Below are 22,997 nucleotides of genomic sequence, written 5' to 3'. Positions count from 1 at the left end.
TAAATTTGCTAACGATAGGTTAGAGGCCAAAAGATTTGGCTAGTTTTCTCGCGAAGGATTGCGACCCATGAAACCATTTGGCGTACGACTTGCCGCTGGTGCGATTACGATTTTGCTCGGAGCTCTAGCAGCAGCGCAAGCCCAAAAAGACCGTAGCGATCGCCACGAATCCGACTGGAACTTGGCCGCCGCAGCAGCCCCCGGCCAATTGCCCGCTCCGATCGTGGGTGTCGATGCCGAAACCAGCGTCGACAGCGAAACGACCGACCCCGCCGCCGGCCCCACCCCGCTACTCGCAGGCATGCCCGAAGGCCCTCTAGGCAAAGTCGATGGCTCCTTCGACGAAGCCGCTCCCATCCGCCAACCCGCAGCGTCCGATATCGCTGCGAACTACGGCGGGGTGGCGCAAGTCCAATACACCGAACCGACCAACGGCCCCGCCAACTCGATGCCACTGCCTGATTCGCTAGGTGCGAGTGCTGACGCTGGCCCCGCTTTCGATGCTCCCGCGTTTGATGCGTCATCGCTTGACGCCCCTTCGTTCGATGCTGCGGCACTGCAGACACCGGAAGCTGGTGCGGCGGACGAGCCGATGGCCACGCCGAACAACCAAGGCTGGGGATTGCCCGCTGCGGTGATGGGGATCAACGAATCGGCTCCCGCAGACACCGCCATGCCCAACGACGCCGTGATGTCGATGGATGTCCCAACCCCTGACGCTGACACTCGCGGTCCCGAAGCAAGTGGCGACGCAGCCGCAACGATGGGGTTGCCGACTTCCGCATCGATGATGGCATCTGCCGAGGAATCACCAAGCTTTGCCAATCCATCCTCAGCCTCCGAAGAACCAAGCAACATGCTCCGCGGTGACAATTCGCTACGCGGCGACGCATCGGCAATGGCCTACGACGGCGGCGCAGCGATGCCAGCCCAATCGGGTGCCGAAGACAAACAAGCTGCGAGTGCTGAGCTCGGCCCACAAGACGATTACGGGCAGCCTGGTTTTGCTGCACAAACGATGTCACCCGCTGCAGCCTCGACCCCGCAGCCGTCTGGTTCGTTTGACGCTGCCGCTCAAGCCAACGCAGGCCCCGCTGGTTCGCTTACCGGCAATGAACCCTCGGTCGCCAGTGCCCCATCCGCCTCTAACGGTGCGGCTGCCCCCTACGGTGCGGCCGGATCGTACGGACCGACCGACACGTATGGTGCCGCGGACAACTACGGCTCCTCGATGAACAACGTTCCTGCGGGGAACAACGAGCCTGCGGGGAATTACGAACCTGCTGCCAACGATGGTCCCGCTGCCAATTACGGGCCTGCGGATAACTACGGACCTGCCCCCAACGATACTGCGGCTGGCAATTACGGGCCGGCTGGCAACAGTGCTGCGGCCGACGCGATGCCGGCTCCGCAATCGTATCCCTCTGCAACGCCCTCCTACAACAACGACGGCAACCTCGGCAACGAGCGAATCGCCTCGCGAACGCTGCAGCCAGGGATGGTGAACCAAGCGGCTCCCGCACCGGCCCCTCAACAATTTGACGCCCCGATCGCGGCCCAACCCGTCCGTGTCAATCCAGCGGAAACGCTTGCCTCGCCCGGCGACCGTCGACTCGAAGGCATTCAGTCCCCGAGCATCGTGATCCAAAAACGAGCTCCGAGTGAAGTCAAAGTCGGCAAGCCGGCATCGTTTGTCATTCACGTCCAGAACGTCGGCTCGGTCGAAGCACTCGACGTTCAAGTTCATGATCGCGTCCCGCAAGGCATGCGAATGATTGATGCATCGCCCGCTCCGCAGCAACAAGGCGAAATCCTCGTCTGGGAACTCGGTGCGATGCCAGCTGGCGACGAACGCACCGTAACGATGCAATTGGTCCCCGAACAAGAAGGCGAACTCGGCAGTGTCGCTCGCGTCACGTTCGAAGCGGCTGCTTCGGTGCGAACGATGAGCACTCGCCCCGAACTAAAAGTCGTCCAACATGCCCCTGAGCAGGTGCTGATCGGCCAACAACTTGAAATCGAAGTCGAAGTATCCAACCCGGGAACCGGAGCGGCCACCGGCGTCGTCGTTCAAGAAGACGTTCCCGATGGATTGGAACACCCCAAAGGCAAACAACTCGACAACTTACTGGGCGAATTGGCGCCGGGCGAAACGCGTCACCAAGTGTTGCGAATGCGAGCGGTTGCCCCTGGGATGATCCAAAACACGATTCGCTTGGTTGCCGATGACGGCTTGACCACCGAACACACTGTGGATGTTGAGGTCATTGCTCCGGAGATTCAAGTCGCGCTTGCCGGTCCGGCTCGCCGTTTCTTGGAACGCCCCGCGACCTATCAACTCGAAATCGTCAACAACGGCACGGCCGATGCGACTCACGTCGAAATCAAAGCTCAGCTTGATCGTGGGTTCACGTTCGTCAGCACCGACTTCGAAGGCCAATACGATCCTTCACAACACGCGGTGTCTTGGTACTTGGAAAGTTTGCCCAAGGGCGGACGAGGCAAGGTTCCATTGACGTTGTTACCCGTCGAAGAGGGCAATCGCAAAATCGTTCTGGATGCCCGAGCCGATCTGGGCGTGATCGCCAAGAGCGAAAGCTCGGTGGTCGTCGAATCGCTTGCTGAGATGACATTCCAGATCACGGATTCAGCGGACCCAATCGAAGTGGGCGGTGAATCGATTTACGAAATTCGAGTTAAAAACAGTGGCTCACGTGACGACAGCAACGTCCGAGTCCAGCTGCAACTGCCTCCTGGCATCGAACGAATCGCGTCGGACGGCGAAGCCCAAGAGGATGGCCGTGGCGGAATCTTCTTTGCTCCCAAACCGCTGCTCGCCGCCAACAGCGAATTGGTTTATCGCGTCCGCGTCCGCGGTGCCGCCGAAGGCACTCACATCGTCAAAGCGATCGTGACCAGCGACCAATCCGCGGTGCCTGTGACCAAGGAAGAGAGCACGATGGTCTACTCGGACCGCTAACGCCGGCACCTCTCCCTAAACTGCATTTTGGCAGAGGCAACACGCAGCAAGTCACCTCTCCTGAGCGAAGCTAGGGAGAGGCCGGACGGGAATTCAAGGCCTCGTCCGGGTGAGGGCCGGCCGAGCAAGCGATGCCGCAAGTGAATGACCAGCAAGATAGCAACGTGCGAGTGAGCCCGAGACAAGCCCTCACCCGAGCATCGCTGAAGGCTCTGCTCGACCTCTCCCAAACTGCGTTCGGGAGAGGTAACACGCAGCAAACCACCTCTCCCGAGCGAAGCTAGGGAGAGGCCGGACGGGCCACAAAAGGCCTCGTCCGGGTGAGGGCCGACCGAGCAAGCGATGCTGCAACCGAATGTCCAGCGAGATAGCAACGTGCGAGTGAGCCTGAGACAAGCCCTCACCCGAGCATCGCTGAAGGCTCTGCTCGACCTCTCCCAAACTGCGTTTGGGAGAGGTAACACGCAGCAAGCCACCTCTCCCGAGCGAAGCTGGGGAGAGGTCGGGCGGGCCTCAAAAGGCCTCGTCCGGGTGAGGGCCGACCAAGCAAGCGATGCCGCAAGTGAATGACCAGCAAGATAGCAACGTGCGAGTGAGCCCGAGACAAGCCCTCCCCTGAGCGTCGCTGAAGGCTCGGCTCGACCTCTCCCAAACTGCGTTTTGGGAGAAGTGGCAGCGGACGCGAGTGACCTCGCCGCTAGACTTGCAGGCAGTGGCGATTGGCCATGCTGATGCCGCTGACGATCGCGCCGACGATGCCGACAAAGCCTTGATCGGTGCCGCACAAAAAGACGTTGGGTAGATGAGTCGTGCCGTCAAGTTGCTTGTCGGGAGCGCCGTAAACAGCGCCGTTGTCGTGCCACGTGAAGCGGCGAATCGTCTTGGGGGTGAAGACGTCGGTATCGACAACGTGACGACGGAAATCAGGCATGAAACGGACCGCCGATTCGATCGCGGCATCATACTGAATCACCTTCTCGGCTCGGTACTTCGCCTCGGGCAATGCACACCAATGATCATGGTTGGCCAGTGTCGTGATGCGAATCACCCCTTCAGGCAGTTCGCCTTCCTCCGCATCGTAGACGTAATTATTCGGCGAACAAATCACGCCGGTGCGAACGTCACACAAACGATCTTCGGGGCGTTCCCAGTGGAATCGATCGCTGTCGTTGTAGAACACGATCGTGCGATCAAAACCAATCTCTTTGGGAAGTTTGTCCAATACTGAAATCGATTCGATGAACGATAATTTACCAGCACGTGCGACATCGACTTCGCTGATATCATCGCACATCCGCAACGTTTCAATGTTGCCTGCGGATGACAAAATTCGCTTGCCTTCGATGACCGTGCCGTCATCGAGTACAACGCCGACCGCGCGACCGTTGTCGACGTGAATTTTCGACACACCGCTGCGCAGTTTTAGTTCCCCGCCAAGTCCGCGAAACTTGCGGACCAGATTCTTCAGGATCAAACGCACCCCTTTGTAGGGACGCCCAAAGCCTTCCAAATAGCAGGCCCTGAACATGATACAGAACTGACCAAAATCCATATCGTTTTCGCGAGCGTTGCCGTACCACATCAACGGACAGAGCAACATTTCGATCAGCAGGGGATCGGACAAATGGGTTGCCATCACCTCGCGAGCGGACCGCATGAAACTAGGGTCGTCGCCGTCCATGTCGCTGTAATCCAACAACGCGGCACAGAGCGATCGGAAGCCATCGATTTGGCCTGGGAATTTTTCGGCAATCTCGTTTTCGAGCTGAGCGATGTCGTTATCAAAATCAAGCGACATGTCGGGGAAGCGGATCGAGGATCCGTTCTGCTCGGCCAGCTTGAAATCTTCCCAACGAAATCGAAGCTGGCGGATCAACTTAGCCAGCGGCCCTTTTTTGTCGCCTTTGCGTGCGAAATTGGTCATCGCATGCAAGCCGACATCGTAATCGCGACCGCCCATGCGGTAGAACGAATTGAGTCCACCGATGGTGTAATGCCGCTCGAGAATGCAGACGCGTTGATCGAAGTGGGCCAAGCGGATGCCGGCGGCAAGCCCACTCATTCCCGCGCCGATGATGATCGTATCGTACAAAGGGTGAACTTAACTGCTGGCGAATAACGTTGGCGTAAGAGTGCGATACAAAACGCACCGCGTGAAATACCGCGATCGACCGCGAAGCCCTAACGAACTAAGACTTGACGATGTCTTTCATCTTCGGTTCGAGATAGCTGACGGTCGAATTCATGCTGGCGAGGTTCCCGTAGTCTTCCTCAGGAATCTGGACGCGATGACGCTTACGAAGCTCCATCACAATGTCCAAGAAATCCATGCTGTCCAATTCCAACTGCTCGCGGAATGGTTTTGCATCATCAAGATTTTCCAAATCATCATCGGGCGAGATGTCTTCAAGAATATCGAGGATCTCGTCACGGATTTCAGCAGGGGTCATTTGTTTTTGGAATTGGAGGAATAGGAAACAGAGTTTTTTGCAAAGAAGCTACGCGAACTAAACTCGACCGATGATCACGACCGAGTTGATCCCCAGCATGCCAAAGGAATTGTTCAGCACGTAGTCGACCTGAGGCACCTCTTGAGGCTCGTTGATCACGAGGCCATTGAGATCACAGTCCGGGTCCAGTTTATCGACATTGATCGTGGGATGAACCACGCGATCACGGAAGGATGATAAGTTGCCGGCAAGTTCCAGGGCACCGGCAGCTCCCATCGCATGCCCAATATAACTTTTTGTGTTGTTGAATCGAACCGTGCTGCAATTCCCGAAAATGCTGCGAAGCGCTTTGCATTCTTGGGCATCGCCACTGCTCGTTCCGGTGGCATGGGTGCTGACGATATCGATCTGCTCGGCGTCCAACCCGGCTCGTTTCAGCGCCATCTCGACGCATTGAGCTTGTCGCTCGGGGTTGGGCAAGACAAAGTCGGTCGCGTCGGTGTTGATCGCGTACCCCACCAACTCGCCATAAATCTCGGCTCCGCGGGCCTTGGCATCACTGAGCCGCTCAAGCGTGTACAAACAGCCGCCTTCGGCAACCACGATTCCGTTGCGATCCATGTCGAACGGGCGAGATGCCTTGGTGGGGTCCTCGTGGGTAGCCAATGCATTTTGGCTATTGAAGCTGGCGAAGATGCCAAATGTATGGATGCTTTCGCTGGTCCCGCCCGCAATCGCCACGTCGCACTCATTGAGCCGCAACATCTGAGCGCCTTGGATCAGACCCGCATTTCCTGCGGCACAGGCGGCCCCGATGGTGTAATGGGGTCCCGTCACCCCAAGATTCAGCGAGATCTCGCCCGCCGGGTTATTGGCGACCGTTCGAGGGTTGTGGTGGTGCGACCAGCAACTGGTGTCGTAATCAAAGCCTTTGATGACGTAGATTTCGTTTTCGGTTTCGACGTTGCCGTGTTCCGTCACGCCGACGTAGATCCCGACTCGCGACTTGTCGACGTTTTCCCAATCCAAACCGCTATGGGCGATCGCCTCGTTGGCGACATAGACCCCAACGCTGCCGGCGCGGGTACCGCGGCGAACGTCCTTCTTCGATTGGTACCGCTTGGTGTCGAAATCGCAAATTCCGGCAAGCGTTTTGCCAAAATAGCGAATTTCATAGGGCTGAACGCCGCTGCGTTTTTCCAGCAGCGATTGGCGGAACGACGTCCAATCGTTCCCATTGGGAGCGGTTAGACCGATACCGGTAATGACGATGCGCTGGTCGTCAGGAAGCTGAGATGCACGATTCGGGGCAATCACGTAGGCAGCTGCCGAAGGGGGTGACTGAAATGGGGGAAGCTGAACTGCTTCTGAAAACCGTACGAAAACAGGCAACGTAACAGCGGAATTGGTTGGTTCAGCAAGTGTCGCAGGCTAACAATTCCAATAAAAATTGGCAACGCCCTCTCTGACGCTTGCGACTCGGAATCGCCGCCAGACGGCAAATTTGCGGGCAATTCCGGCGAGCTTCTTGCCGTCCGCGTTGGGGGACAATGGCGATTGCTCGAGGCGTTGATCTCCGAAGCCGAACTGCACAACGGTGGCTAGGCTTTCAGCGTGCCGAGGTGGAACGGGCTTTTCCTCGTAGCGAGACTCGCAAGCGTTTCGAGCGTGGACGTCATCGAAACGAAGGCTTTGACGACTTCCGCTTCGCGAACGTTCCGAGGAAGCACAAAAAAACCGACGCCCCCCTTTTTAGGGTGACATCGGTTTTCAAAGTCATCGGATCGTGTTGTCAAAACGGCAATCGCCGCATTTTTGACCGCATGCGGATCGCGTTAGAAACCGGAAGGCGATGCGACCGAGCCTGGGGCATCATCGTCATCCGTTGCTAGAGGGATCGCGATCGCCGCTCCAATTCCCCCGAGCAGTCCGAGGCCGCCAAGTCCTCCACCGCCGCTGCCAGCAACTCCGCCACCGCCGCCGCCGGCGAATCCGCCGCCACCGCCGCCCTGGACAGCACCGCCGTGAAATCCACCGCCGTGGTGGCCAAATCCGGTCAACTCACTGCCGTTGACCGAGGGGATCGGTTCGCTCATCACGCTGGCGCCAAACGGATCGATCACGCCGGGGATCATGGCCGGCGGAACCATCACGACGGGCAGCAGACTCGAGGTTTCGCGGTTCATCACGGAAACAAAGTGATGTCCAGGCTCGCGTTTGCTGACCAAGTCGTTCTGTCCAACGGCCTCAAAGGCAAGTGTTGCGTAACCGGAAGGTCCGGCAGCGACGATTCCGTGAGGGCCGCTGCGGACCCCTTTGAATTGGAACGCTCCGCTCGCTTCCGCGTACGTTTTTCCGACCGCCACGCCGCGGTGCATCAAGACGACTTCGGTTCCCTCGAGCGAAACTTCGCGGCCATCTTGGGTGAGTACCGAAACGAGTTGTCCGTTGAGCACTCCGCCGTCGGCAAGTTCAATGCGATTGCCGGTCGTGCTGGTCTCGGTTGGGATGTCGACCGCCACCTCCCCCAGCTGACTGGCATGTTTGTTCGAGAATTGCTTGGTGTAGCGGTCGATCCACGGCATCAGCTTGCTCGAGTTGACTTGAGCGAGCGTCATCCGCGCCGGATTCGGATTGGCGGCTGCAACGTCCTCGGGACGCACGACCATCAATGTCGAACCATACGCGTTTCCGTTGGCCGCAACGACAGCATATGGCTGTGCCGAAATACCGGTCAGCCGCACAATGCCTTGCTGGTCCGCTTGAAATTTGCGAGCTACGCCGTTGCGATCGACGACCGTCACGGTGGCATACGACAAAGATTGCCGACTTTCACCGCTGGGCACCTCGAGCTGCAGCAGCACGTCGCCACCTTGCTGCATGTGGACGGAATTGTTGGCTGGCAAGCGCACCGACGATTCCGCGTTTGCGGCTTGAACCCCGACCGATGTCGCAATGGCTGCCAGTGCGATCAGCATTTTTGATTTGATTTTAGTCACTTTATTTGGCTCCCCGTAATGGACGCGGCCTAGGGGGCCGCATCTTGGATTTTTTTGATTTGCTCATCCCTGAACGAGATAAGTCGCCAGGAAAACCTACGACATGGCCTAAAACAAGCAAGAAAAAACCAAGCAAACCCGGGGGGACTACTGACACCCAAGCATGAAAACCGCGCTAGGCTGGGAATCGTTCGGCGGAGCGACAAAACCGCAGTTTTTAGCCGTGTTTGACTCAAGTTCTGTGGGTCGCCACGGAAACCGCAAGGACGAGGGTTTCGGTAGCAGTGCGGGGCCCAACGCCATCTGCTTTCGCCCCAACCGGGTGATATTTATAGCGGAGCGTTACCCAAGGGAGATGTCATCGGCCCACCGCATCCTCAATCGACTTTCCGGAGTGATTTCCAAAAGGGGGTGTCGATTGCAGTGGCGTCAAAGTCTCCCCAACTTGTACTTTCGGCTTAAGTGGCAGGATGGTTACTGCCGATACCAACTCCAGCTGAGCGCATTTTGCTCCGCCTTTTATACCCACGCTTTCACGACGGCAGGACAGGTTTGATGCGTACGGTAACCCTCTCAATGCTTTTTTCCGCAGTCATTGCGGTGACCGCATCTTCATTTGCGACCGCCGACATTGCTTGGAATGAAAATCTTCGCTCGGCACACGCAAAAGCGCAGACAGAAAACAAACTGCTGTTGCTGCACTTCTACAGCGACAACTGCGTTTGGTGCGATCGACTCGAAGCAGGTGCGTTCAAAGCGCCCATTGTCGACGCCGCGGTAAGCGAAAACTACATCCCCGTCAAAATTCATGCGGGCAAGAACCCACAGCTGGTGGAGATGTTCAAAGTCAAAGCATTTCCGACCGACGTGATCGTGACCACCAACGGCAAGACAATTTCGCATACGGTCAGCCCGCAAGCGGCAGATCGCTATGTGGCAATGTTGCAATCCGCCGTGCCACTGGGAATTCAAGCGAGTGCTTCGCCATCGGAGCAACACGTTGCCGCAGAATCGCCCGCAGCCCCACCCGCTCCAACAACTCCGCACGCTTCCACGACTCCACACGCTCCTGCACCTCAGGTCACCGCCGCTCCGGCGTCGGCTAACATGTCGGGTGAATTCGCAGGCGGTGCGAAAGGGATCTTGGCGGGTTCTCGCACCGACGCCATGACGTTGGGCATGCCAAGCCAAGTGAACGAAGAATCGCTGCCGGAAGCGGAAGTCGAACCGCTGGCCGCTGCCGAGCCCGCCGCCAAGACGACCGGCAAACCGGATCAACCAGGACTTGCGATGGAAGGCTTCTGTGCCGTGACCGTCATCAAAGAAGACCGCTGGGTGGAAGGACGGCCTGACTTTGGTGTGATTCACCTCGGCAAGCTGTACTTGTTTGCCAGTGCCGAAGCGATGGAAACGTTCCTAGCCGATCCTGTGACCTACACGCCCGTGCTGAACGAAATCGACGTCGTGCGATTCTTTGAAGAACGTCGTATCGTGCCAGGCAAACGGGAATGGGGTCTGAAAGACCCAACTCACAACCGCATGTTCTTCTTTGCCGACGAAGCTGCGATGAACCATTTCTGGAACGAACACCATCGCTACACCGACGCAGCGATCAAAGTGATGGACAAAGCTGTCAAAGACGCCAACCCCGGAACCTAGGGTCGGCTGAGGTCCGCAGGTCGTGGATGAGTCGACGAATCCGTGCGGATGAATGAAAGCTGTGGACTTGGGACTCGTTGCCTCGTCCACGACGTGAAGAGGGGCGGCTAATGCTCGATCGCGTGCACGCCGCCGGGTTCGGCGTACGAAGGTCGAGTTCCGCTGAGGATCGCCATGCCTGCGGCAAACGCTGCAATCGCAACGGCCAACCAGACGCAGCGGGCTGCGGGTTTACCGAACCGACCTCGCACCGCTGCGATGCTTCGCAACTGATAGGGGCTACTCCAAGGACCGACGGCAATCACGCTGGAGACCACCGCGAACGCAATGGCAAGCGATCCGACAAGTGGCTCGTCGTAACTCATCTCGTTTCCTCTATCTGCTAAATCACTGCGGAGTTGGCGTTGCAAACGCGTGCCGGCTACAGGGTGTGCGGTTTCTAATTGCTAGGCAAGCTAGGATCGGGCAACACGCTCAACCGATCACTCTCCCTCGACCATGATACCCTGCATCAAAGGGTCAGGCATCGGTTTGACGCAACCGCCGCTCCAACACCCGAATCTGCACGCGAGCATTTTCGATGTCGGGACAGATCTCGACACAGCGACGAAGCGCCGCGATCGCGCCTTCATAATCGCGAGCAAGCATCCGGCAACGAGCCAGCCCTTGCCACGCGGGGTAGTGATAGCGGCAGTGCCACAAACAAGTCCGAAACGCGGTCTCGGCTTGCGGAGAATTGTCCAGCCCTTGCCAACAGATTGCCAACTGATGAAACGCTTCGCTGTAGCGTGGAGCTTGATCGACGAGGATCATTGTCGGCGCAAGCGCCGCAGCGTACTCGGCTCCGTCATTCAGATGCATCACTTGCAACAGTTGTTGGTGATGACGCGGCGCGGCATCGCGCACCAGCAGCGCTCGAAACGAATCATCCGCCGCCAAACGCACTCCGCGATCTGGATCCGATAGTGCTTGGCCGAGCGATTCAATCGAACGATGATCCCCTAGCATGCCCAATGCAAGGGCCGACGCCCGTCGCATCTCGACGTCACTGCGACGCAGCAGACTGGTCAACGTCGAAGCGGAGTAGTACTCATCGACTTCCGCCGCAAATTGAGGCGAATTGGCTGACGTGAGGTACCGCCGATAGGCGATCGTCAATCGAGTCGTCCGCACGAGGGGAGTTGTCACAAGGAAGTCCATCAGGATGAGGAAAATAACGAATGTCAGTCGCGTGCATGTTACGCAATCGACTTGGAGCGGCAAGCGATCCCGTCATGGGCCTCGGCCTTAGCGACCTTGATCATTTGGCGACCACTGCTCGGTCAACCCTCCCTGATCTTCCGCACAATCGAATCGCGAAACATCGTAATTTCGCGTACAATCATGTTAAGTTCGTGCGAGTCTAGTTGCCGCCAACGTCCTCGGCAACCAACCAAACGCCAACTTATCACACTGATTTGCTTTTCGGGCGGACACTCGTGATTGACCCTGCGGCGTGATCGACCACGATGGGATCTCCGCCCTGACATCCGCGCAGCCACCTTGATTCCCAGCCCTTGTCCGACGCCGCTGCGATGGACTCGGCGGCACGCTTTTTACCTATCCCCACCGTCATGAAAATCTTCGCCATCTTAACACTGTCGATCCTGTGGGGATCGCTTGTACATTGCGACTTTGCTGTGGGTCAGGATCCTTCCATCGCGGCGGAATCCGTTTCGCTAGCCAACCCATTTTTCGCTCGACTCACTGCGACAAGCCGAGCCATTGTCGACGGCAAACCGTTTCGCAGCGTCATCTCGGAGCTCGCCGATCGCGTGGAAATCCCGATCGTATTGGATCGGCACGTCGACCCTTCGGTGAACGTCCATGTAGGTCAAATTGGCCCGACCGTTTTTGCTGGAATTCAGCAGGTAGCCGAGTCCCGTGGCTGTGTTGTGATGCCCGTCGGGGGCGTTCTGCTCGTTGGGCGTCCCGAGTGGGTGGACGGTACAAGCGAATCGATCCTGTCGCTTTCGACAGCCCCTGGCAAAGCGGCGTCCACAAAAATTGACGTCCAATGGCCCGTAGCAACGACACCTAGCGAAGCGATCCGACGAATCGCCACCGCCAGCGGCCAGGCAACACCGCTGCGCGAGCTGCCTCATGATTTGTGGCCCGCAGCCAATTGGAAATCGATTGATTCGGACGTGGCAACGACACTGGTCACCGCCCAGTTCGATCATCCACCGTTGCCGAACGGATCGCCATCGCAGGCTGGAGCGGTGTCAAAAACGGCAGCTTCGGCTGCGAAACGCTTTACGATTCCCTATCGGTTAGACGCCAACCGAACGGCCGTGATTGCGGCGATTCGCGGCGTCGACCGGCAGAGCAAACTGAGTCACTCCGGCAACGAAATCGAGATCACCGCAACGGCCGCCGCTCATCGTGCCGGGATCCAAGCGTTCTTGGCCAGCCAAGCGGCAAGGCAAGCAGCAAGCGTTAGCCTGGATAAAGAGAACTTGACGCTGACACTGCAGAACACATCCGCGCGAGAGGTGCTAGAGAAACTTGCCGCCGCAGCGGGTCGAGCCTGCCGCATCGATCCGGCGGCAGAGGGTTCGTGTAGCCAATTGATCACGATGAGCATGCAGAACGCATCGCTACGTCAATTGGTCCAAGAGATCGCTAAACAAGCGGGCGTCGATGTCACATGGACCGACGACACGCTAGTGGTTTCACCGCGGCAATGATCGGCTTAGATGTCGGCCGGATCGAAGAACCGGCATCGTAGCGGTTACGATGCTTTGGTTTTGATTTCGGCTTGTCGCAGTGCTTCGACCAAACGCTGGATCTCGGCCACCGGCAATTCTTCGGTGCGTGCATTCTCGCTATAACCGAGCGAACCGAGCACCTCGTCGACTTGACGTTTGTCCAGACGACCTTTCATGCCGCTCACCACGACGCTGCGCAAGAACTTGCGTCGGTGAAAGAAGAGTGCCCGAACGGTTTCGTGAAAGTAGCGCAGATCCGGAATCTTTTCTCGCCATTCGGGCCGTGCATCCAAACGCACGATGGCCGAATCGACATTGGGTCGCGGCCAGAAGACTTTGGGCGACAACACTCGCACAATGCTGCACTCGCACAACGATTGTAGCCACACGCTCAGTGCGCCGTAATCCTTGCTGCCGGGCTGGGCAACGATGCGATCGCCGACTTCCTTTTGGATCGTCGCGACGACCACATCGGGCGAAGGCGTTTCGAGCATCAAGTTGCTGATAATCGGCGTGGCCACATTGTAGGGCAAGTTTGCGACCAGCAAGAAACGTGCGTTCTCACCAATTCGGTTCATCGCATCACGAATCTGTTCCATCATATCAGGACGCAGCGTGTTTTTATTATGAAGTGCATCGCCTTGTAACAATCGCACGTTCGGTCGCCACCCCAATTCTTCTTTTGCCAAGCGATGTAAGTTTTCGTCGATTTCAATCGACAACACCGCCCCGGCGGCGTCGGACAATCGTGACGTCAACGAACCGACGCCGGTGCCCACTTCCAAGACGACATCGTCTTTGCGCATCCCTGCGGAATTGGCGATCAGGTCAACGAGGTTCAGATCGATAAGAAAGTTTTGGCCGTATCGCGATACCGGTTGCAGTCCCGCGGCAGCAAGTCGTTTGGAAAGATACGATGCGGTTTGTCGTGGTTGGTTCACGGGGATTTCATTCTTTGAGGTTCTAGACATCGAACAAGTTAGCAAGACAGGCTTCCTCGAAAAATCGGGGAACTCTGCGGCCAGTTTGACCGATCATTGATTTTGTTGCGTTCGTGAAAAGTAGCTGGTCAATTCGTCGCTTCGGGTGGTAACGATTCGGGACGCAAAGATTCCATCGAACGTTGGACGTACTTTGCCAGCACATCAGTTTCCAAATTCACGTGGTCTCCGACAGCCAAGTTTCCCAGCGTCGTTTGATCCAAGGTATGCGGAATCAACGCGACGCTGAAAAAATCCTTACCTGCATCGACCACCGTTAAGCTTACCCCGTCAACCGCGACGCTGCCTTTGGAAGCGATTTGCGAGGCCAAATTCTCGGGCACGGAAAAAAATAAATGAGCCCAAGGCGGATCCTCACGACGCTCTCTTAACGTCGCTAGCGAGTCGACATGTCCGGTCACATAGTGCCCGCCCAATCGATCGCCGACCGCGAGCGAGCGTTCGAGATTGACCGGGCTGTCTTGCTTCAGTTGGCCCAAATTGGTGCGAGAGAGCGTTTCGGATCCCGCTTCGAAGCCCAAGATGCTGCCGTCAATCTCAATAACGGTCAAGCAACAGCCATTAATCGCGATGCTGTCGCCGATCTGAACACCTTCGCAGATCGAGGAGGCTTCGATCTGAAAGCGTCGTCCGGGAGGTTCGTTTCGGATCTCGGCAATTCGGCCGACCGTTTCGACAAGTCCAGTGAACATCGTTTCGGTTCGTTGTAAGGGGTTTCGGTTAGTTATAAGGGTCAGGAAAGTTTAGAAGCGGAGTGAAAGATTGCCGCTGCGGGTCGCATCGCTGTAATCGAATTCGTTTTTGAGAATCAGTGACGGGTAGCCACAGCGTGCCGCATTGGACAAAATGCCGGCAGTTTGCACAACGCAGTTGGCGTCGCACGCCCCCCATTTACCCAACTAACTTACAAAACTTTTCGCAACAATCCTTCTTTAGCAATATCTTACGAGGCCCTCTGATGACTCTGATCGAAGCAATTCACGCGCGCCAAATCCTGGATAGCCGCGGAAACCCCACGGTGGAATGTGAAGTCCTGCTCAGCGACGGCGCCCATGGTCGTGCGGCGGTTCCTAGCGGAGCGAGCACCGGTGCTCACGAAGCATGGGAACTTCGCGATGGCGACAAATCGGTGTTTATGGGCAAAGGGGTCCAAACCGCCGTCGATAACGTCAACAACGTGATCTGCGAAGCACTCGAAGGTCTCGATGCGACCGACCAAGCCGCAGTCGACGCCACCATGTTGGAACTTGACGGTACCCCCAACAAGAAAAAACTTGGTGCCAATGCGATCCTTGGCGTTTCGTTGGCGGTTGCCCACGCTGCGGCCTCGTCCACAGGCCAACCGCTGTACCGCTACCTCGGCGGTGCGGGTGCGCGTCTATTGCCAGCCCCGATGATGAACATCATCAACGGGGGCGAGCACGCCGACAATGGCGTCGATATCCAAGAATTCATGGTCATGCCACTTGGTTTCGAGCGATTCAGCGACGCACTTCGCTGCGGTACCGAAGTCTTCCACAACCTGAAGAAAGTGTTGTCCGACAAGGGCTACAGCACCGCAGTGGGTGACGAAGGTGGTTTTGCACCGGACTTGAAGAGCAATCAAGAAGCACTCGACGTGATCATGACCGCGATCGACAAAGCGGGCTACAAAGCGGGCGAGCAAGTCTTCATCGCGTTGGACGCGGCGTCGACCGAGTTCTACGACAGCTCGACCAAGAAGTACACGATCGACAAACAAGAATTGTCGGGCGACGAAATGGTCGACTTCTTGGCCGATTGGTGCAGCAAGTACCCGATCTGCAGCATCGAAGATGGCTGCGACGAAGACGATTGGGAAACTTGGAAGAAGCTGACGCTGAAATTGGGCGACAAAGTCCAACTCGTTGGCGACGACTTGTTCGTCACCAATGTCGAACGTTTGCAACGCGGTATCGACGAAGGCATTGGCAACAGCATCCTGATCAAGGTCAACCAAATTGGAACGCTGACCGAAACGATCGACGCGATCCAATTGGCCAATCGCAATGGCTACACCGCCATTGCAAGTCACCGCAGCGGTGAAACCGAAGACTCGACGATCGCGGATCTCGCAGTGGCACTGTCGACCGGACAAATCAAGACGGGTTCAGCAAGCCGTAGCGACCGAATGGCCAAGTACAACCAATTGCTCCGCATCGAAGAAATGCTGGGCGATGCGGCTCAATACGGCGGACCGTTGTTCCCCAAACGAGCTTAATCCTGGTTAGCGGGCCTCCGCAAACGATGGTACCCTGAAAGCGGCACACGCTTTGTCAAAGGGCGGTGTTTGAAAGAACACCGCCCTTTTTTCATGGCTACACCGCTTCCAACTTGCCGCCCCTACTGCTTGCTCCTCTACTGCGAAAAGGCTCGATCCCGATGCAAGTCCTTGCTGAACAACCGCTGTTGATTTCGTTGATGTTGGGTCTGATCGGAGGATCGCTACTTTATGGTTGGACCCAAACGGGCAAACGAGCGGCGGCAGTCGTGGGAATCGTCTTTCTACTGCTGATCCCTGCGGTGTGGATCGCTTCATCCATGATGGTCACCGATCGCGAACAAATCGAAGCGATCATCTACGAAGCAGCGGCTGCGGTCGAAGCCAATGACCACGACGCGGCGCTGAATTACATCGGCGATCCAGAGACCAAGGCCAAGGCAGCACTCGAGCTACCGAACTACATTTTCAGTTTGGCACAAGTCAACCGGATTCGCAGCATCGTGATGATCGAAGGCAGCTATCCGCCGCAAGCCGATGTCGACATGAGCGTGAAGGTGGACGTCAGCAGTAAACGAGGCGGGATCCGAGATGTGCGAGTACCGCGTCGGCTGCTGCTGCATTTCGAAAAAGACTCGGCCGGCCAATGGAAAATCGTCAAGTACGACCACATGCCAATCGCAGGCGGCCCGGATCAATTCAGCCCCGGGATGTAGGCGTGTTTGACGCTGTGCCCAAGGTAGGCTGGACCGCGGAGGCGGCGTTGTGAGGAGTGAGGAGTGAGGAGTGAGGAGTTGGGAGCTGGCACGAAAGCAAATTCACCCTCCCTTCAGGGAGGGTCGGCCGCAGGAAGCGGCCGGGGAGGGCTGGTGAACCTGCCCTTGCACCGCCTACTTCAAACCCATAAAGGCCCCACACGACGATCGAGCCGAGCAGGGAAAAACACCGCAAAAACGCGGTGTTTTTTCCCTGCTTTTTTTTCTTTTGAGTTTCTGCGGTGGCTTTGACCAGACGTGTCCGGCCGCCCGCGATGATAGACGTGTCACCCAAACGTTCGATGTGAAAAACATCACCTCCCACGCTATCACGGAAGAAAATCAAATGGCAAAGTTCTACGTTCAATGTGGCTCGATCGAAACCATCCTTGTCGCTGAATCGCCAGAATCGGCGGCGATGAACGCACTGGACCAAATGCTGCAATCCCATTTGTGGATCTACGATGACAACGGCTTAAGCGAACAAGATTGCCGAGACCACTTGATGATCGAAGCACTACTGCACCTCGCTCCCACGGTCCGCGTCAGCGAACAAGGATTCAGCCGCGAGGACGCGATCGAAATTGGCACCCCGGAAACGATTGAGATGTGGCACCGATTGATGATCGGGATGAAACGCTTGTTTGCCTCGGCCGGCATGCCGACTCGGTCCATGACCTCGATCGGCTGCGTCCCCACCGTCACCTTTACCGCACCACGAGTGCCTCGCTAAGGCCGCGATGCCCCATGGCCATCGAATTCGGTGCAGCGGCGCGAGCAATAAAACCACCTGCTTCGCATCAATGCAGATGGCCGTTAGGAGATTCGCGTTTTAAGATCGATCCGCTGCCCGTTTCGACAGCTTTCTCGGGCAGCTGCCAGAATACTGCCGGCACAATACACGTCATTCAGGTCGCTCATGTTTCGCACCAGACTGGTGACGCTGCGATAGAACTGGGTTAGCAATTGCTGGCCCACAGGCAGTTCGGTTTCGAGTGATTCGAGATGTCGACCGGCATCGTCAAACCATACCAACGTGGATGGCAAATCGATAAAGGCGACGCCGCGTTCGCAGCAGATCTGCATCGCCGAAGGGGGACGGAAACTGACCGCTTCGTGCCAAGCCGAGCGAATGTAGCTGCCGCAGCTGATCTGCGCCGTCACGGGCGGCTTGGGGTCGGCGCCGGCGAACTGCAAACTCATGCATTCGTAATCGGCGGGTGTGGTATGGCTAAGCCCTGTCGAAACCACGCTCTGAGGCTCACGACCGACGACGTATCGGCACCAATCAATCAACTCGATCAATTCTTGCTGCAGCGGGTTCGCCACCACGGTGTTGGGCTTGGGGGCCGCAGGATCGACTTGCACGCGTCGATGGCAAAACACCAAACGCGGAGGCCCGAGGTGGGTTGCGATCAATTCTTTGAGCCGCAGCGTGGCGGGAGCAAACCGCTTTGGAAACTCGGTCATAAATGCCACGCCGCTGCGGTCAATGACCTCGCGAATCCGGCCCGCTTCGACAGGGTCGAAATCGAGATCCCCAGCCCAATAGATTGCTTTGCCTGCGTCGCACGCCGCCAACATCGGCAACCAACCGAGCCAGCTACGCTGAAGCACTAAGACGGCATCAATGTCACAGCGTGAGACAAGGGCTTGGTAGCCGTCGACGGGATCCGCTTGAAATTCGGCGGCAGCATTTTCCGCCAATTTTGAAACCGTGCTGAAGATCGCACGCACATCAAATCGTTCCTGCAGCATTTGCAACGCAGGCCGATGACGGGTTTGCCATGCATCCCCTAGACCGATCAAACCGATGCGAAGCTTCATACATAACCAATCGAACGAAAGACGTGTTAAACCGATGAATTGATTGCAAAGCAGTCAGGTTGGCCGCAAAAGCGACAATCCGAACTCAAAACCGTATTAAAAATCCGTATTCCCGAAAAATTTCCTGTCGCTGAGCACCCCACCTTCAGCCGGGTGCGGCAACTTGGCACACCTTTTTGGCACGCCCGAAACCGTTTGCGAACAATAGTTTAGCGTTGAGCATACCAAAATATAGAGTTGTACCAATCAAAAACGCCGATCTCGCCCAAGGTCCATTTCGAAAAAATGGCAACGTTGACCCTTGTGGCCATCCGACTCATCCATAGAATCCTCCCAACTCGCCAAAAACACCTAACCGGCAAGCCCTTGAGACTTGCGGATTAGGGGTGATTGCGAGCAGGCTTTCCGCGGGAAGAATGCCCCTCATTGACGTTAAATTGAGGGTCGCAATTCTCCCTAGAAAAGCTCCTCCTTAGCAATCAATCGTTTTTCAACGCAGGAATGCGGAACTTTCTCGTCACGCCATCAACGCGAGGCAGTGAAAGATCAGCAAAAACGGTTGACTTCATGGAAGTCGCTAAGGCGTTTCGGATAGGAATCTTGTCTCAACATCCTTGTGGTCTCCAAATATTTCGTTTGATCAAGCTTTCATTGCGATGAGGGCTCGATCGGTTGGCAGAGTGCCGCCGCCCACATTGATGTACCCCGAAAACCTAGGGAGTCTGGAATGGTTTCGTTGCTTTTAGCTTTGGTCTTGTCGAGTGTGACAAGCGAACAACAGATGCAGCAGAACTACGCTTCGGTTTACAAGCAATCGATTGAAGAAAACAAGCCTTTGATGGTCGTCGTTGGCGCCGAGTGGTGCCCCGCATGTCACGTCCTGAAAGATTCGACCATCAAGCAAATGGCAGAAACGGGCGAATTGGACGAAGTTTGTGTCGCAGTTATTGATAAAGATCGGGACCCTGAGTTGGCCAAACAACTCACCCAAGGCGAAAACATGTTGCCTCAGATCATTATGTTCACGAAGACCGAATCCGGTCAGTGGAATCGTCGTCGTTTGATGGGTTTTCAACCTAAGCAACCGGTCCGCACGCTCATCCGAAGAGCCATCTTGGATCGACAGGGCTAAACCGAACCTCCGGTTTGGCCGATAGGAAAACAGTAAGATCGAAGCGTCAGTTGTGCCCCCTGAATCACAGCTGACGCTTTTTTTTGGGATATCGGTTATTCTGTGTGTTCATTGACCCAAAATGGAACTGGAAAGGCAGACACAAAGCATGAGCTTCTCTGAGGATTTGGACCATCTGATTCGCACCGACGAACCTCTTTCACCATTGGTATGGCTTGGAATTGGTGGCCCCGCTCGTTTTTTCGCTGAACCGGTCGACGAAGCCGAATTGCAACGCGTTTACCGTGAAGCCACCGAAGCCGGGTTAGCGATCCGCATCCTGGGCGGCGGCAGCAACGTGTTGGTACGAGAATCGGGCTTTGACGGCTTGGTCATCTCGCTCGCCGCGGCGGCCACCAGCGAACTCAAAATCCAAGACAACCGGCTCATCGCCGGGGCCGGGGCAAAACTGTCTCACGCGGTGATCAAGTCGGTCGGCGCCGGTTTGGGCGGACTCGAACATCTCGTCGGTATCCCCGGTTCGGTCGGCGGAGCCGTGGTGGGCAACGTTTCCAACGGAGGCCGAGACATTGGATCGGTCGTCGAAACGATCACGGTGATCGAAAACGATGGCACGACGCGGGAATTGAATCAGCACGAAGCGGGTTTTTCGCACCGTAAAACGGCGCTGAACGGGCTCGGCGTGCTGAAGGTCACCTTTGCACTCGAACCACGCGATGTTTCTGCATTGACCAAACGGATGCAGAAGTTGTGGATCAGCCGAAATGCGGATCGCCCAAGTGAACAGCGGCGAATCGCGACGCCCTTTGTCGATCCCGATGGAATGCCAGCAAACACGCTGATCCAAAACTGCGGGCTGGCAGGGGTGCGTGAGGGAGATGTTTCACTTGATGCCAACCATCCTCAATACTTGATCGCGCACACGGGCGCCACCAGCGAACAATGCTTGCGTTTGATCGAGCGAGTACGTGAACAGGTGTTGCTGCAAACCGGGATCGACTTGCAATTGAATCTGCAGATTTGGTAGAGACCCAGCTTAGCGGGTCGCGTCGTGATGGACATGACCGCGTCCGCACGGTGACGACGCTGGCGACCGCCAGGCATTCCGTAACGAATCACAATGGATTGTAAGAGGCAAGCACGGTGGCGATGAAATCAGATCGCGACGACCGCCCCCGCCCGATTCGCGATATGATTCGGCGGCTGATCGTCGCTCCCGCATCGCTGTCCTTTATTTGGCCTGTCATGCTAATCGTAGGCGGCTATGTTACCTGGGATCGCTGGGGGGCTGAACACGTTGCCAGCAAATTCTACGGGGTGCAGCTCGATCACATCCAAGTCACCGAGCCGCCGGGGTACATCCGCACCGATATCCCGGCAACGGTCTTTCGCGACACCGCACTTGACCAGCTGTCTCTGCTGGATGTCCAAGCCACGGCGAAGATTGCCTCGGCATTTGCCACCCATCCATGGGTCAGCCGGGTGATCAGCGTTCGCAAATTGCCGGGTGGCACGGTCGATGTGCACTTGGAATACCGACGCCCAGTGGCGATGGTGCATGTCTTTAAACCCAACGAAGCCGATTCAAAGAGCTACTTTTTCCCGATCGATGGCACCGGCACCTTGTTGCCGACCACCGAGTTCGCTCAATCTGAAACGCTTGACTACATCCATATCGAAGTCCCCGACGTCTACCCGACCGGCGTGGTGGGTGGTCCCTTTGGCGATCTTCGGGTCGAAGCCGCAGCTCGCTTGGCAGGCGTTTTGTCGCCCGTGCGAGAACAGACCAAGGTGCGAGCGATCGGGGTGTACGGCGATGCTCGGCAAAACGCGGTGCCACAGCTAGAGATCACCACCACCGACAACCGTCGTCTGCTGTGGGGCAGCCCTCCAGGACTCGAAGAGGGCGGCGAACGCACCGTCGAGATGAAACTGCACGCGTTGATGAGCGGCCAAGAGATTACCAATGGCGACCTAAGGTTGGCCAAGCGAGCGCGGTTGGAATAAACCAGACGTGCGACCGCCCCAGACGATGCGACCACGAACGAGGCCGCCATCACGGGTCGATTTTATTACTGCCGCCTGGATGACCTCACGTAGCCTAGGCTACGTTGAATTCAAATTCGCTTCGTCCCCGTTGTCGCCGAAAATCTTGACGGCTTTCGTGACGACCTCGGTGTTTAGCGTTAGCGTGGCGCCACACTCGTGACCGATGCATCATGCGGTCGCGATTTTGCCACCCCCATTTGCTGCAGATGTTGACTGACCAAGATCCACTCGTTTGGGGTCAGCTGCGGCTTGGTCAACGACCAAAACTCGAGATCGTTGATCATCAACATTGCCAACGAACGAGGCGTATCCTCGACTCGCGGACGCAGCATCCGAATCGTTTCGCTCAGACACGCACGCTGTTCGAGTTCGAGATCGGTGGCCAATTGCTGCTGCAGCATCGGAATGATGGGTGTCCCCCAGCGAAGCAGTTCTTGTTGCGCCGAGATCCGCACACTTTGGCGTGGCGAACGCAGTTGCTCGACACAGCGAACGACTTCGGGCAACGGAATCGCGGGAAGCCTGTCATAGTGCCCAAGCACCGCCACGTGAATCTGGTCCGACAACTCGGCAATCGATTTGCCACGCAACACACGCGAGGTCAGGTCGGCGTAATGCAGATCAAAGACTTCGGGATTTTGCAGACGGACATGAAACAGGGTCGATCCGGTGTAGGTATCGACCTGATCGCCCCGCTGGATCACCCAGCGGATCGGCCCGAACTCGGGCTGATTCAATACACTCCGCTCACCGGTGTGCATCAGTTCGGATTCAATCTCGACATCCGTTGCATCATCAACACTTAGCGTGATGTGCTGAAACGGCGACCTTGATAAGTGCGATTCGGATAAGTGCGAATCAGGCAGGTCGGCATGAGACAAAGAGGACTGCGACGATAGCGAATAAGAACGCAGGTGCCGAACCATCGGCTGCTGAAGCACATAGTGCAGTGAAGGAATTCCGCGTTGAGCGGTGACGGTAATACTTTCGAAAACCTCGTCGTCCTGACGCTGCTGGGCCCCGTTGCGATGCAACATGGGATTGAGCCCGAGCCGTCCCTGAATCAGCTGAAAGCGGACCACGCCGCTGGAAGAAAAGAATACGTCGCGTTCTGGCGACGCTCGACTCGTAGAAAGACGCTCAGCGTCGAGCGGCC

Annotated in this window: 19 protein-coding genes; 9 read left to right on the top strand and 10 right to left on the bottom strand. The window is 56.8% G+C overall.

Features of this window, described 5'->3' with window-relative positions:
• Positions 1 to 67: 67 nt before the first annotated feature.
• Positions 68 to 2,980 (top strand): hypothetical protein, encoded by a 2,913-nt coding sequence (locus ABEA92_RS19740; protein WP_345685572.1) that lies wholly within the window; start codon positions 68 to 70, stop codon positions 2,978 to 2,980.
• A gap of 697 nt (positions 2,981 to 3,677) precedes the next feature.
• Here the strand turns inward: ABEA92_RS19740 and ABEA92_RS19735 are convergent.
• From ABEA92_RS19735 to ABEA92_RS19720, 4 genes are all read right to left on the bottom strand, one after another.
• Positions 3,678 to 5,072, bottom strand: coding sequence for a phytoene desaturase family protein (locus ABEA92_RS19735; protein ID WP_345685571.1), 1,395 nt, complete (start codon positions 5,070 to 5,072; stop codon positions 3,678 to 3,680).
• A gap of 97 nt (positions 5,073 to 5,169) precedes the next feature.
• Positions 5,170 to 5,430: an acyl carrier protein gene (locus tag ABEA92_RS19730; protein ID WP_345685570.1), complete on the bottom strand. Its 261-nt coding sequence runs from the start codon at positions 5,428 to 5,430 to the stop codon at positions 5,170 to 5,172.
• 57 nt (positions 5,431 to 5,487) lie between these two features.
• Positions 5,488 to 6,747, bottom strand: coding sequence for a beta-ketoacyl-[acyl-carrier-protein] synthase family protein (locus ABEA92_RS19725; RefSeq protein ID WP_345685569.1), 1,260 nt, complete (start codon positions 6,745 to 6,747; stop codon positions 5,488 to 5,490).
• A gap of 518 nt (positions 6,748 to 7,265) precedes the next feature.
• Positions 7,266 to 8,429 (bottom strand): hypothetical protein, encoded by a 1,164-nt coding sequence (locus tag ABEA92_RS19720; RefSeq protein ID WP_345685568.1) that lies wholly within the window; start codon positions 8,427 to 8,429, stop codon positions 7,266 to 7,268.
• A gap of 576 nt (positions 8,430 to 9,005) precedes the next feature.
• Here ABEA92_RS19720 and ABEA92_RS19715 point away from each other — a divergent pair.
• On the top strand, positions 9,006 to 10,088 hold the full coding sequence (locus ABEA92_RS19715; protein ID WP_345685567.1) for a DUF255 domain-containing protein: 1,083 nt from the start codon (positions 9,006 to 9,008) through the stop codon (positions 10,086 to 10,088).
• A gap of 107 nt (positions 10,089 to 10,195) precedes the next feature.
• Here the strand turns inward: ABEA92_RS19715 and ABEA92_RS19710 are convergent, their stop codons facing one another.
• Together ABEA92_RS19710 and ABEA92_RS19705 are read right to left on the bottom strand one after the other, a co-directional pair.
• Positions 10,196 to 10,453, bottom strand: a complete 258-nt coding sequence (locus tag ABEA92_RS19710) for a hypothetical protein (protein WP_345685566.1) — start codon at positions 10,451 to 10,453, stop codon at positions 10,196 to 10,198.
• A 154-nt stretch (positions 10,454 to 10,607) separates the two neighbouring features.
• Entirely contained in the window at positions 10,608 to 11,276 is a 669-nt protein-coding gene (locus ABEA92_RS19705; protein ID WP_345685565.1) for a HEAT repeat domain-containing protein, read from the bottom strand.
• A gap of 425 nt (positions 11,277 to 11,701) precedes the next feature.
• Between ABEA92_RS19705 and ABEA92_RS19700 the strand changes: the two genes are divergently transcribed.
• Positions 11,702 to 12,817 carry a hypothetical protein gene (locus ABEA92_RS19700; protein WP_345685564.1) on the top strand — a complete coding sequence of 372 codons (1,116 nt, stop codon included), beginning with the start codon at positions 11,702 to 11,704 and terminating at the stop codon, positions 12,815 to 12,817.
• Positions 12,818 to 12,861: 44 nt separating this feature from the next.
• Here the strand turns inward: ABEA92_RS19700 and rsmA are convergent, their stop codons facing one another.
• Positions 12,862 to 13,779, bottom strand: coding sequence for a 16S rRNA (adenine(1518)-N(6)/adenine(1519)-N(6))-dimethyltransferase RsmA (gene rsmA, locus ABEA92_RS19695; RefSeq protein WP_345685563.1), 918 nt, complete (start codon positions 13,777 to 13,779; stop codon positions 12,862 to 12,864).
• A 128-nt stretch (positions 13,780 to 13,907) separates the two neighbouring features.
• Positions 13,908 to 14,531 carry a riboflavin synthase gene (locus ABEA92_RS19690; protein ID WP_345685562.1) on the bottom strand — a complete coding sequence of 208 codons (624 nt, stop codon included), beginning with the start codon at positions 14,529 to 14,531 and terminating at the stop codon, positions 13,908 to 13,910.
• A gap of 266 nt (positions 14,532 to 14,797) precedes the next feature.
• Between ABEA92_RS19690 and eno the strand changes: the two genes are divergently transcribed.
• The 3 genes from eno to ABEA92_RS19675 all read left to right on the top strand — a co-directional run bounded on the left by eno (position 14,798) and on the right by ABEA92_RS19675 (position 17,566).
• Positions 14,798 to 16,078, top strand: coding sequence for a phosphopyruvate hydratase (gene eno, locus ABEA92_RS19685; RefSeq protein ID WP_345685561.1), 1,281 nt, complete (start codon positions 14,798 to 14,800; stop codon positions 16,076 to 16,078).
• A 161-nt stretch (positions 16,079 to 16,239) separates the two neighbouring features.
• Positions 16,240 to 16,794 carry a hypothetical protein gene (locus ABEA92_RS19680; protein WP_345685560.1) on the top strand — a complete coding sequence of 185 codons (555 nt, stop codon included), beginning with the start codon at positions 16,240 to 16,242 and terminating at the stop codon, positions 16,792 to 16,794.
• A 385-nt stretch (positions 16,795 to 17,179) separates the two neighbouring features.
• Entirely contained in the window at positions 17,180 to 17,566 is a 387-nt protein-coding gene (locus ABEA92_RS19675) for a hypothetical protein (protein ID WP_345685559.1), read from the top strand.
• A gap of 83 nt (positions 17,567 to 17,649) precedes the next feature.
• On the opposite strand, the gene ABEA92_RS19670 is transcribed toward ABEA92_RS19675, so the two are convergent.
• A complete protein-coding gene (locus ABEA92_RS19670) occupies positions 17,650 to 18,660 on the bottom strand; it encodes a Gfo/Idh/MocA family protein (protein WP_345685558.1) in 1,011 nt (336 codons plus the stop codon).
• A gap of 727 nt (positions 18,661 to 19,387) precedes the next feature.
• Between ABEA92_RS19670 and ABEA92_RS19665 the strand changes: the two genes are divergently transcribed.
• The 3 genes from ABEA92_RS19665 (at position 19,388) to ABEA92_RS19655 (ending at position 21,799) form a co-directional block, all read left to right on the top strand.
• Positions 19,388 to 19,792 (top strand): thioredoxin family protein, encoded by a 405-nt coding sequence (locus ABEA92_RS19665; RefSeq protein ID WP_345685557.1) that lies wholly within the window; start codon positions 19,388 to 19,390, stop codon positions 19,790 to 19,792.
• Positions 19,793 to 19,940: 148 nt separating this feature from the next.
• Positions 19,941 to 20,819 carry a UDP-N-acetylmuramate dehydrogenase gene (locus ABEA92_RS19660; protein WP_345685556.1) on the top strand — a complete coding sequence of 293 codons (879 nt, stop codon included), beginning with the start codon at positions 19,941 to 19,943 and terminating at the stop codon, positions 20,817 to 20,819.
• Between the two features lie 122 nt (positions 20,820 to 20,941).
• Positions 20,942 to 21,799, top strand: a complete 858-nt coding sequence (locus ABEA92_RS19655; protein ID WP_345685715.1) for a cell division protein FtsQ/DivIB — start codon at positions 20,942 to 20,944, stop codon at positions 21,797 to 21,799.
• Positions 21,800 to 21,978: 179 nt separating this feature from the next.
• Here the strand turns inward: ABEA92_RS19655 and ABEA92_RS19650 are convergent, their stop codons facing one another.
• Positions 21,979 to 22,878 carry a hypothetical protein gene (locus ABEA92_RS19650; protein WP_345685555.1) on the bottom strand — a complete coding sequence of 300 codons (900 nt, stop codon included), beginning with the start codon at positions 22,876 to 22,878 and terminating at the stop codon, positions 21,979 to 21,981.
• Positions 22,879 to 22,997: the final 119 nt, after the last annotated feature.

Origin of the sequence: Novipirellula caenicola (assembly GCF_039545035.1) — a bacterium.
GTDB classification, from domain to species: Bacteria; Planctomycetota; Planctomycetia; order Pirellulales; family Pirellulaceae; genus Novipirellula; species Novipirellula caenicola.
The sequence above is the reverse complement of the archived record's forward strand: the minus strand, read 5'-3'. Positions and strand labels throughout refer to the sequence as shown.

Excerpts from the sequence above, each read along its gene's own strand:
- ABEA92_RS19710 (WP_345685566.1), bottom strand. The coding sequence starts at position 10,453 with ATGAGTTACGACGAGCCACTTGTCGGATCGCTTGCCATTGCGTTCGCG.
- ABEA92_RS19680 (WP_345685560.1), top strand. The coding sequence starts at position 16,240 with ATGCAAGTCCTTGCTGAACAACCGCTGTTGATTTCGTTGATGTTGGGT.
- ABEA92_RS19665 (WP_345685557.1), top strand. The coding sequence starts at position 19,388 with ATGGTTTCGTTGCTTTTAGCTTTGGTCTTGTCGAGTGTGACAAGCGAA.
- ABEA92_RS19650 (WP_345685555.1), bottom strand. The coding sequence starts at position 22,878 with ATGTTGCATCGCAACGGGGCCCAGCAGCGTCAGGACGACGAGGTTTTC.
- ABEA92_RS19715 (WP_345685567.1), top strand. The coding sequence starts at position 9,006 with ATGCTTTTTTCCGCAGTCATTGCGGTGACCGCATCTTCATTTGCGACC.
- ABEA92_RS19660 (WP_345685556.1), top strand. The coding sequence starts at position 19,941 with ATGAGCTTCTCTGAGGATTTGGACCATCTGATTCGCACCGACGAACCT.
- ABEA92_RS19675 (WP_345685559.1), top strand. The coding sequence starts at position 17,180 with ATGGCAAAGTTCTACGTTCAATGTGGCTCGATCGAAACCATCCTTGTC.
- ABEA92_RS19700 (WP_345685564.1), top strand. The coding sequence starts at position 11,702 with ATGAAAATCTTCGCCATCTTAACACTGTCGATCCTGTGGGGATCGCTT.
- eno (WP_345685561.1), top strand. The coding sequence starts at position 14,798 with ATGACTCTGATCGAAGCAATTCACGCGCGCCAAATCCTGGATAGCCGC.
- ABEA92_RS19655 (WP_345685715.1), top strand. The coding sequence starts at position 20,942 with ATGAAATCAGATCGCGACGACCGCCCCCGCCCGATTCGCGATATGATT.
- ABEA92_RS19690 (WP_345685562.1), bottom strand. The coding sequence starts at position 14,531 with ATGTTCACTGGACTTGTCGAAACGGTCGGCCGAATTGCCGAGATCCGA.
- ABEA92_RS19670 (WP_345685558.1), bottom strand. The coding sequence starts at position 18,660 with ATGAAGCTTCGCATCGGTTTGATCGGTCTAGGGGATGCATGGCAAACC.
- ABEA92_RS19730 (WP_345685570.1), bottom strand. The coding sequence starts at position 5,430 with ATGACCCCTGCTGAAATCCGTGACGAGATCCTCGATATTCTTGAAGAC.
- ABEA92_RS19740 (WP_345685572.1), top strand. The coding sequence starts at position 68 with ATGAAACCATTTGGCGTACGACTTGCCGCTGGTGCGATTACGATTTTG.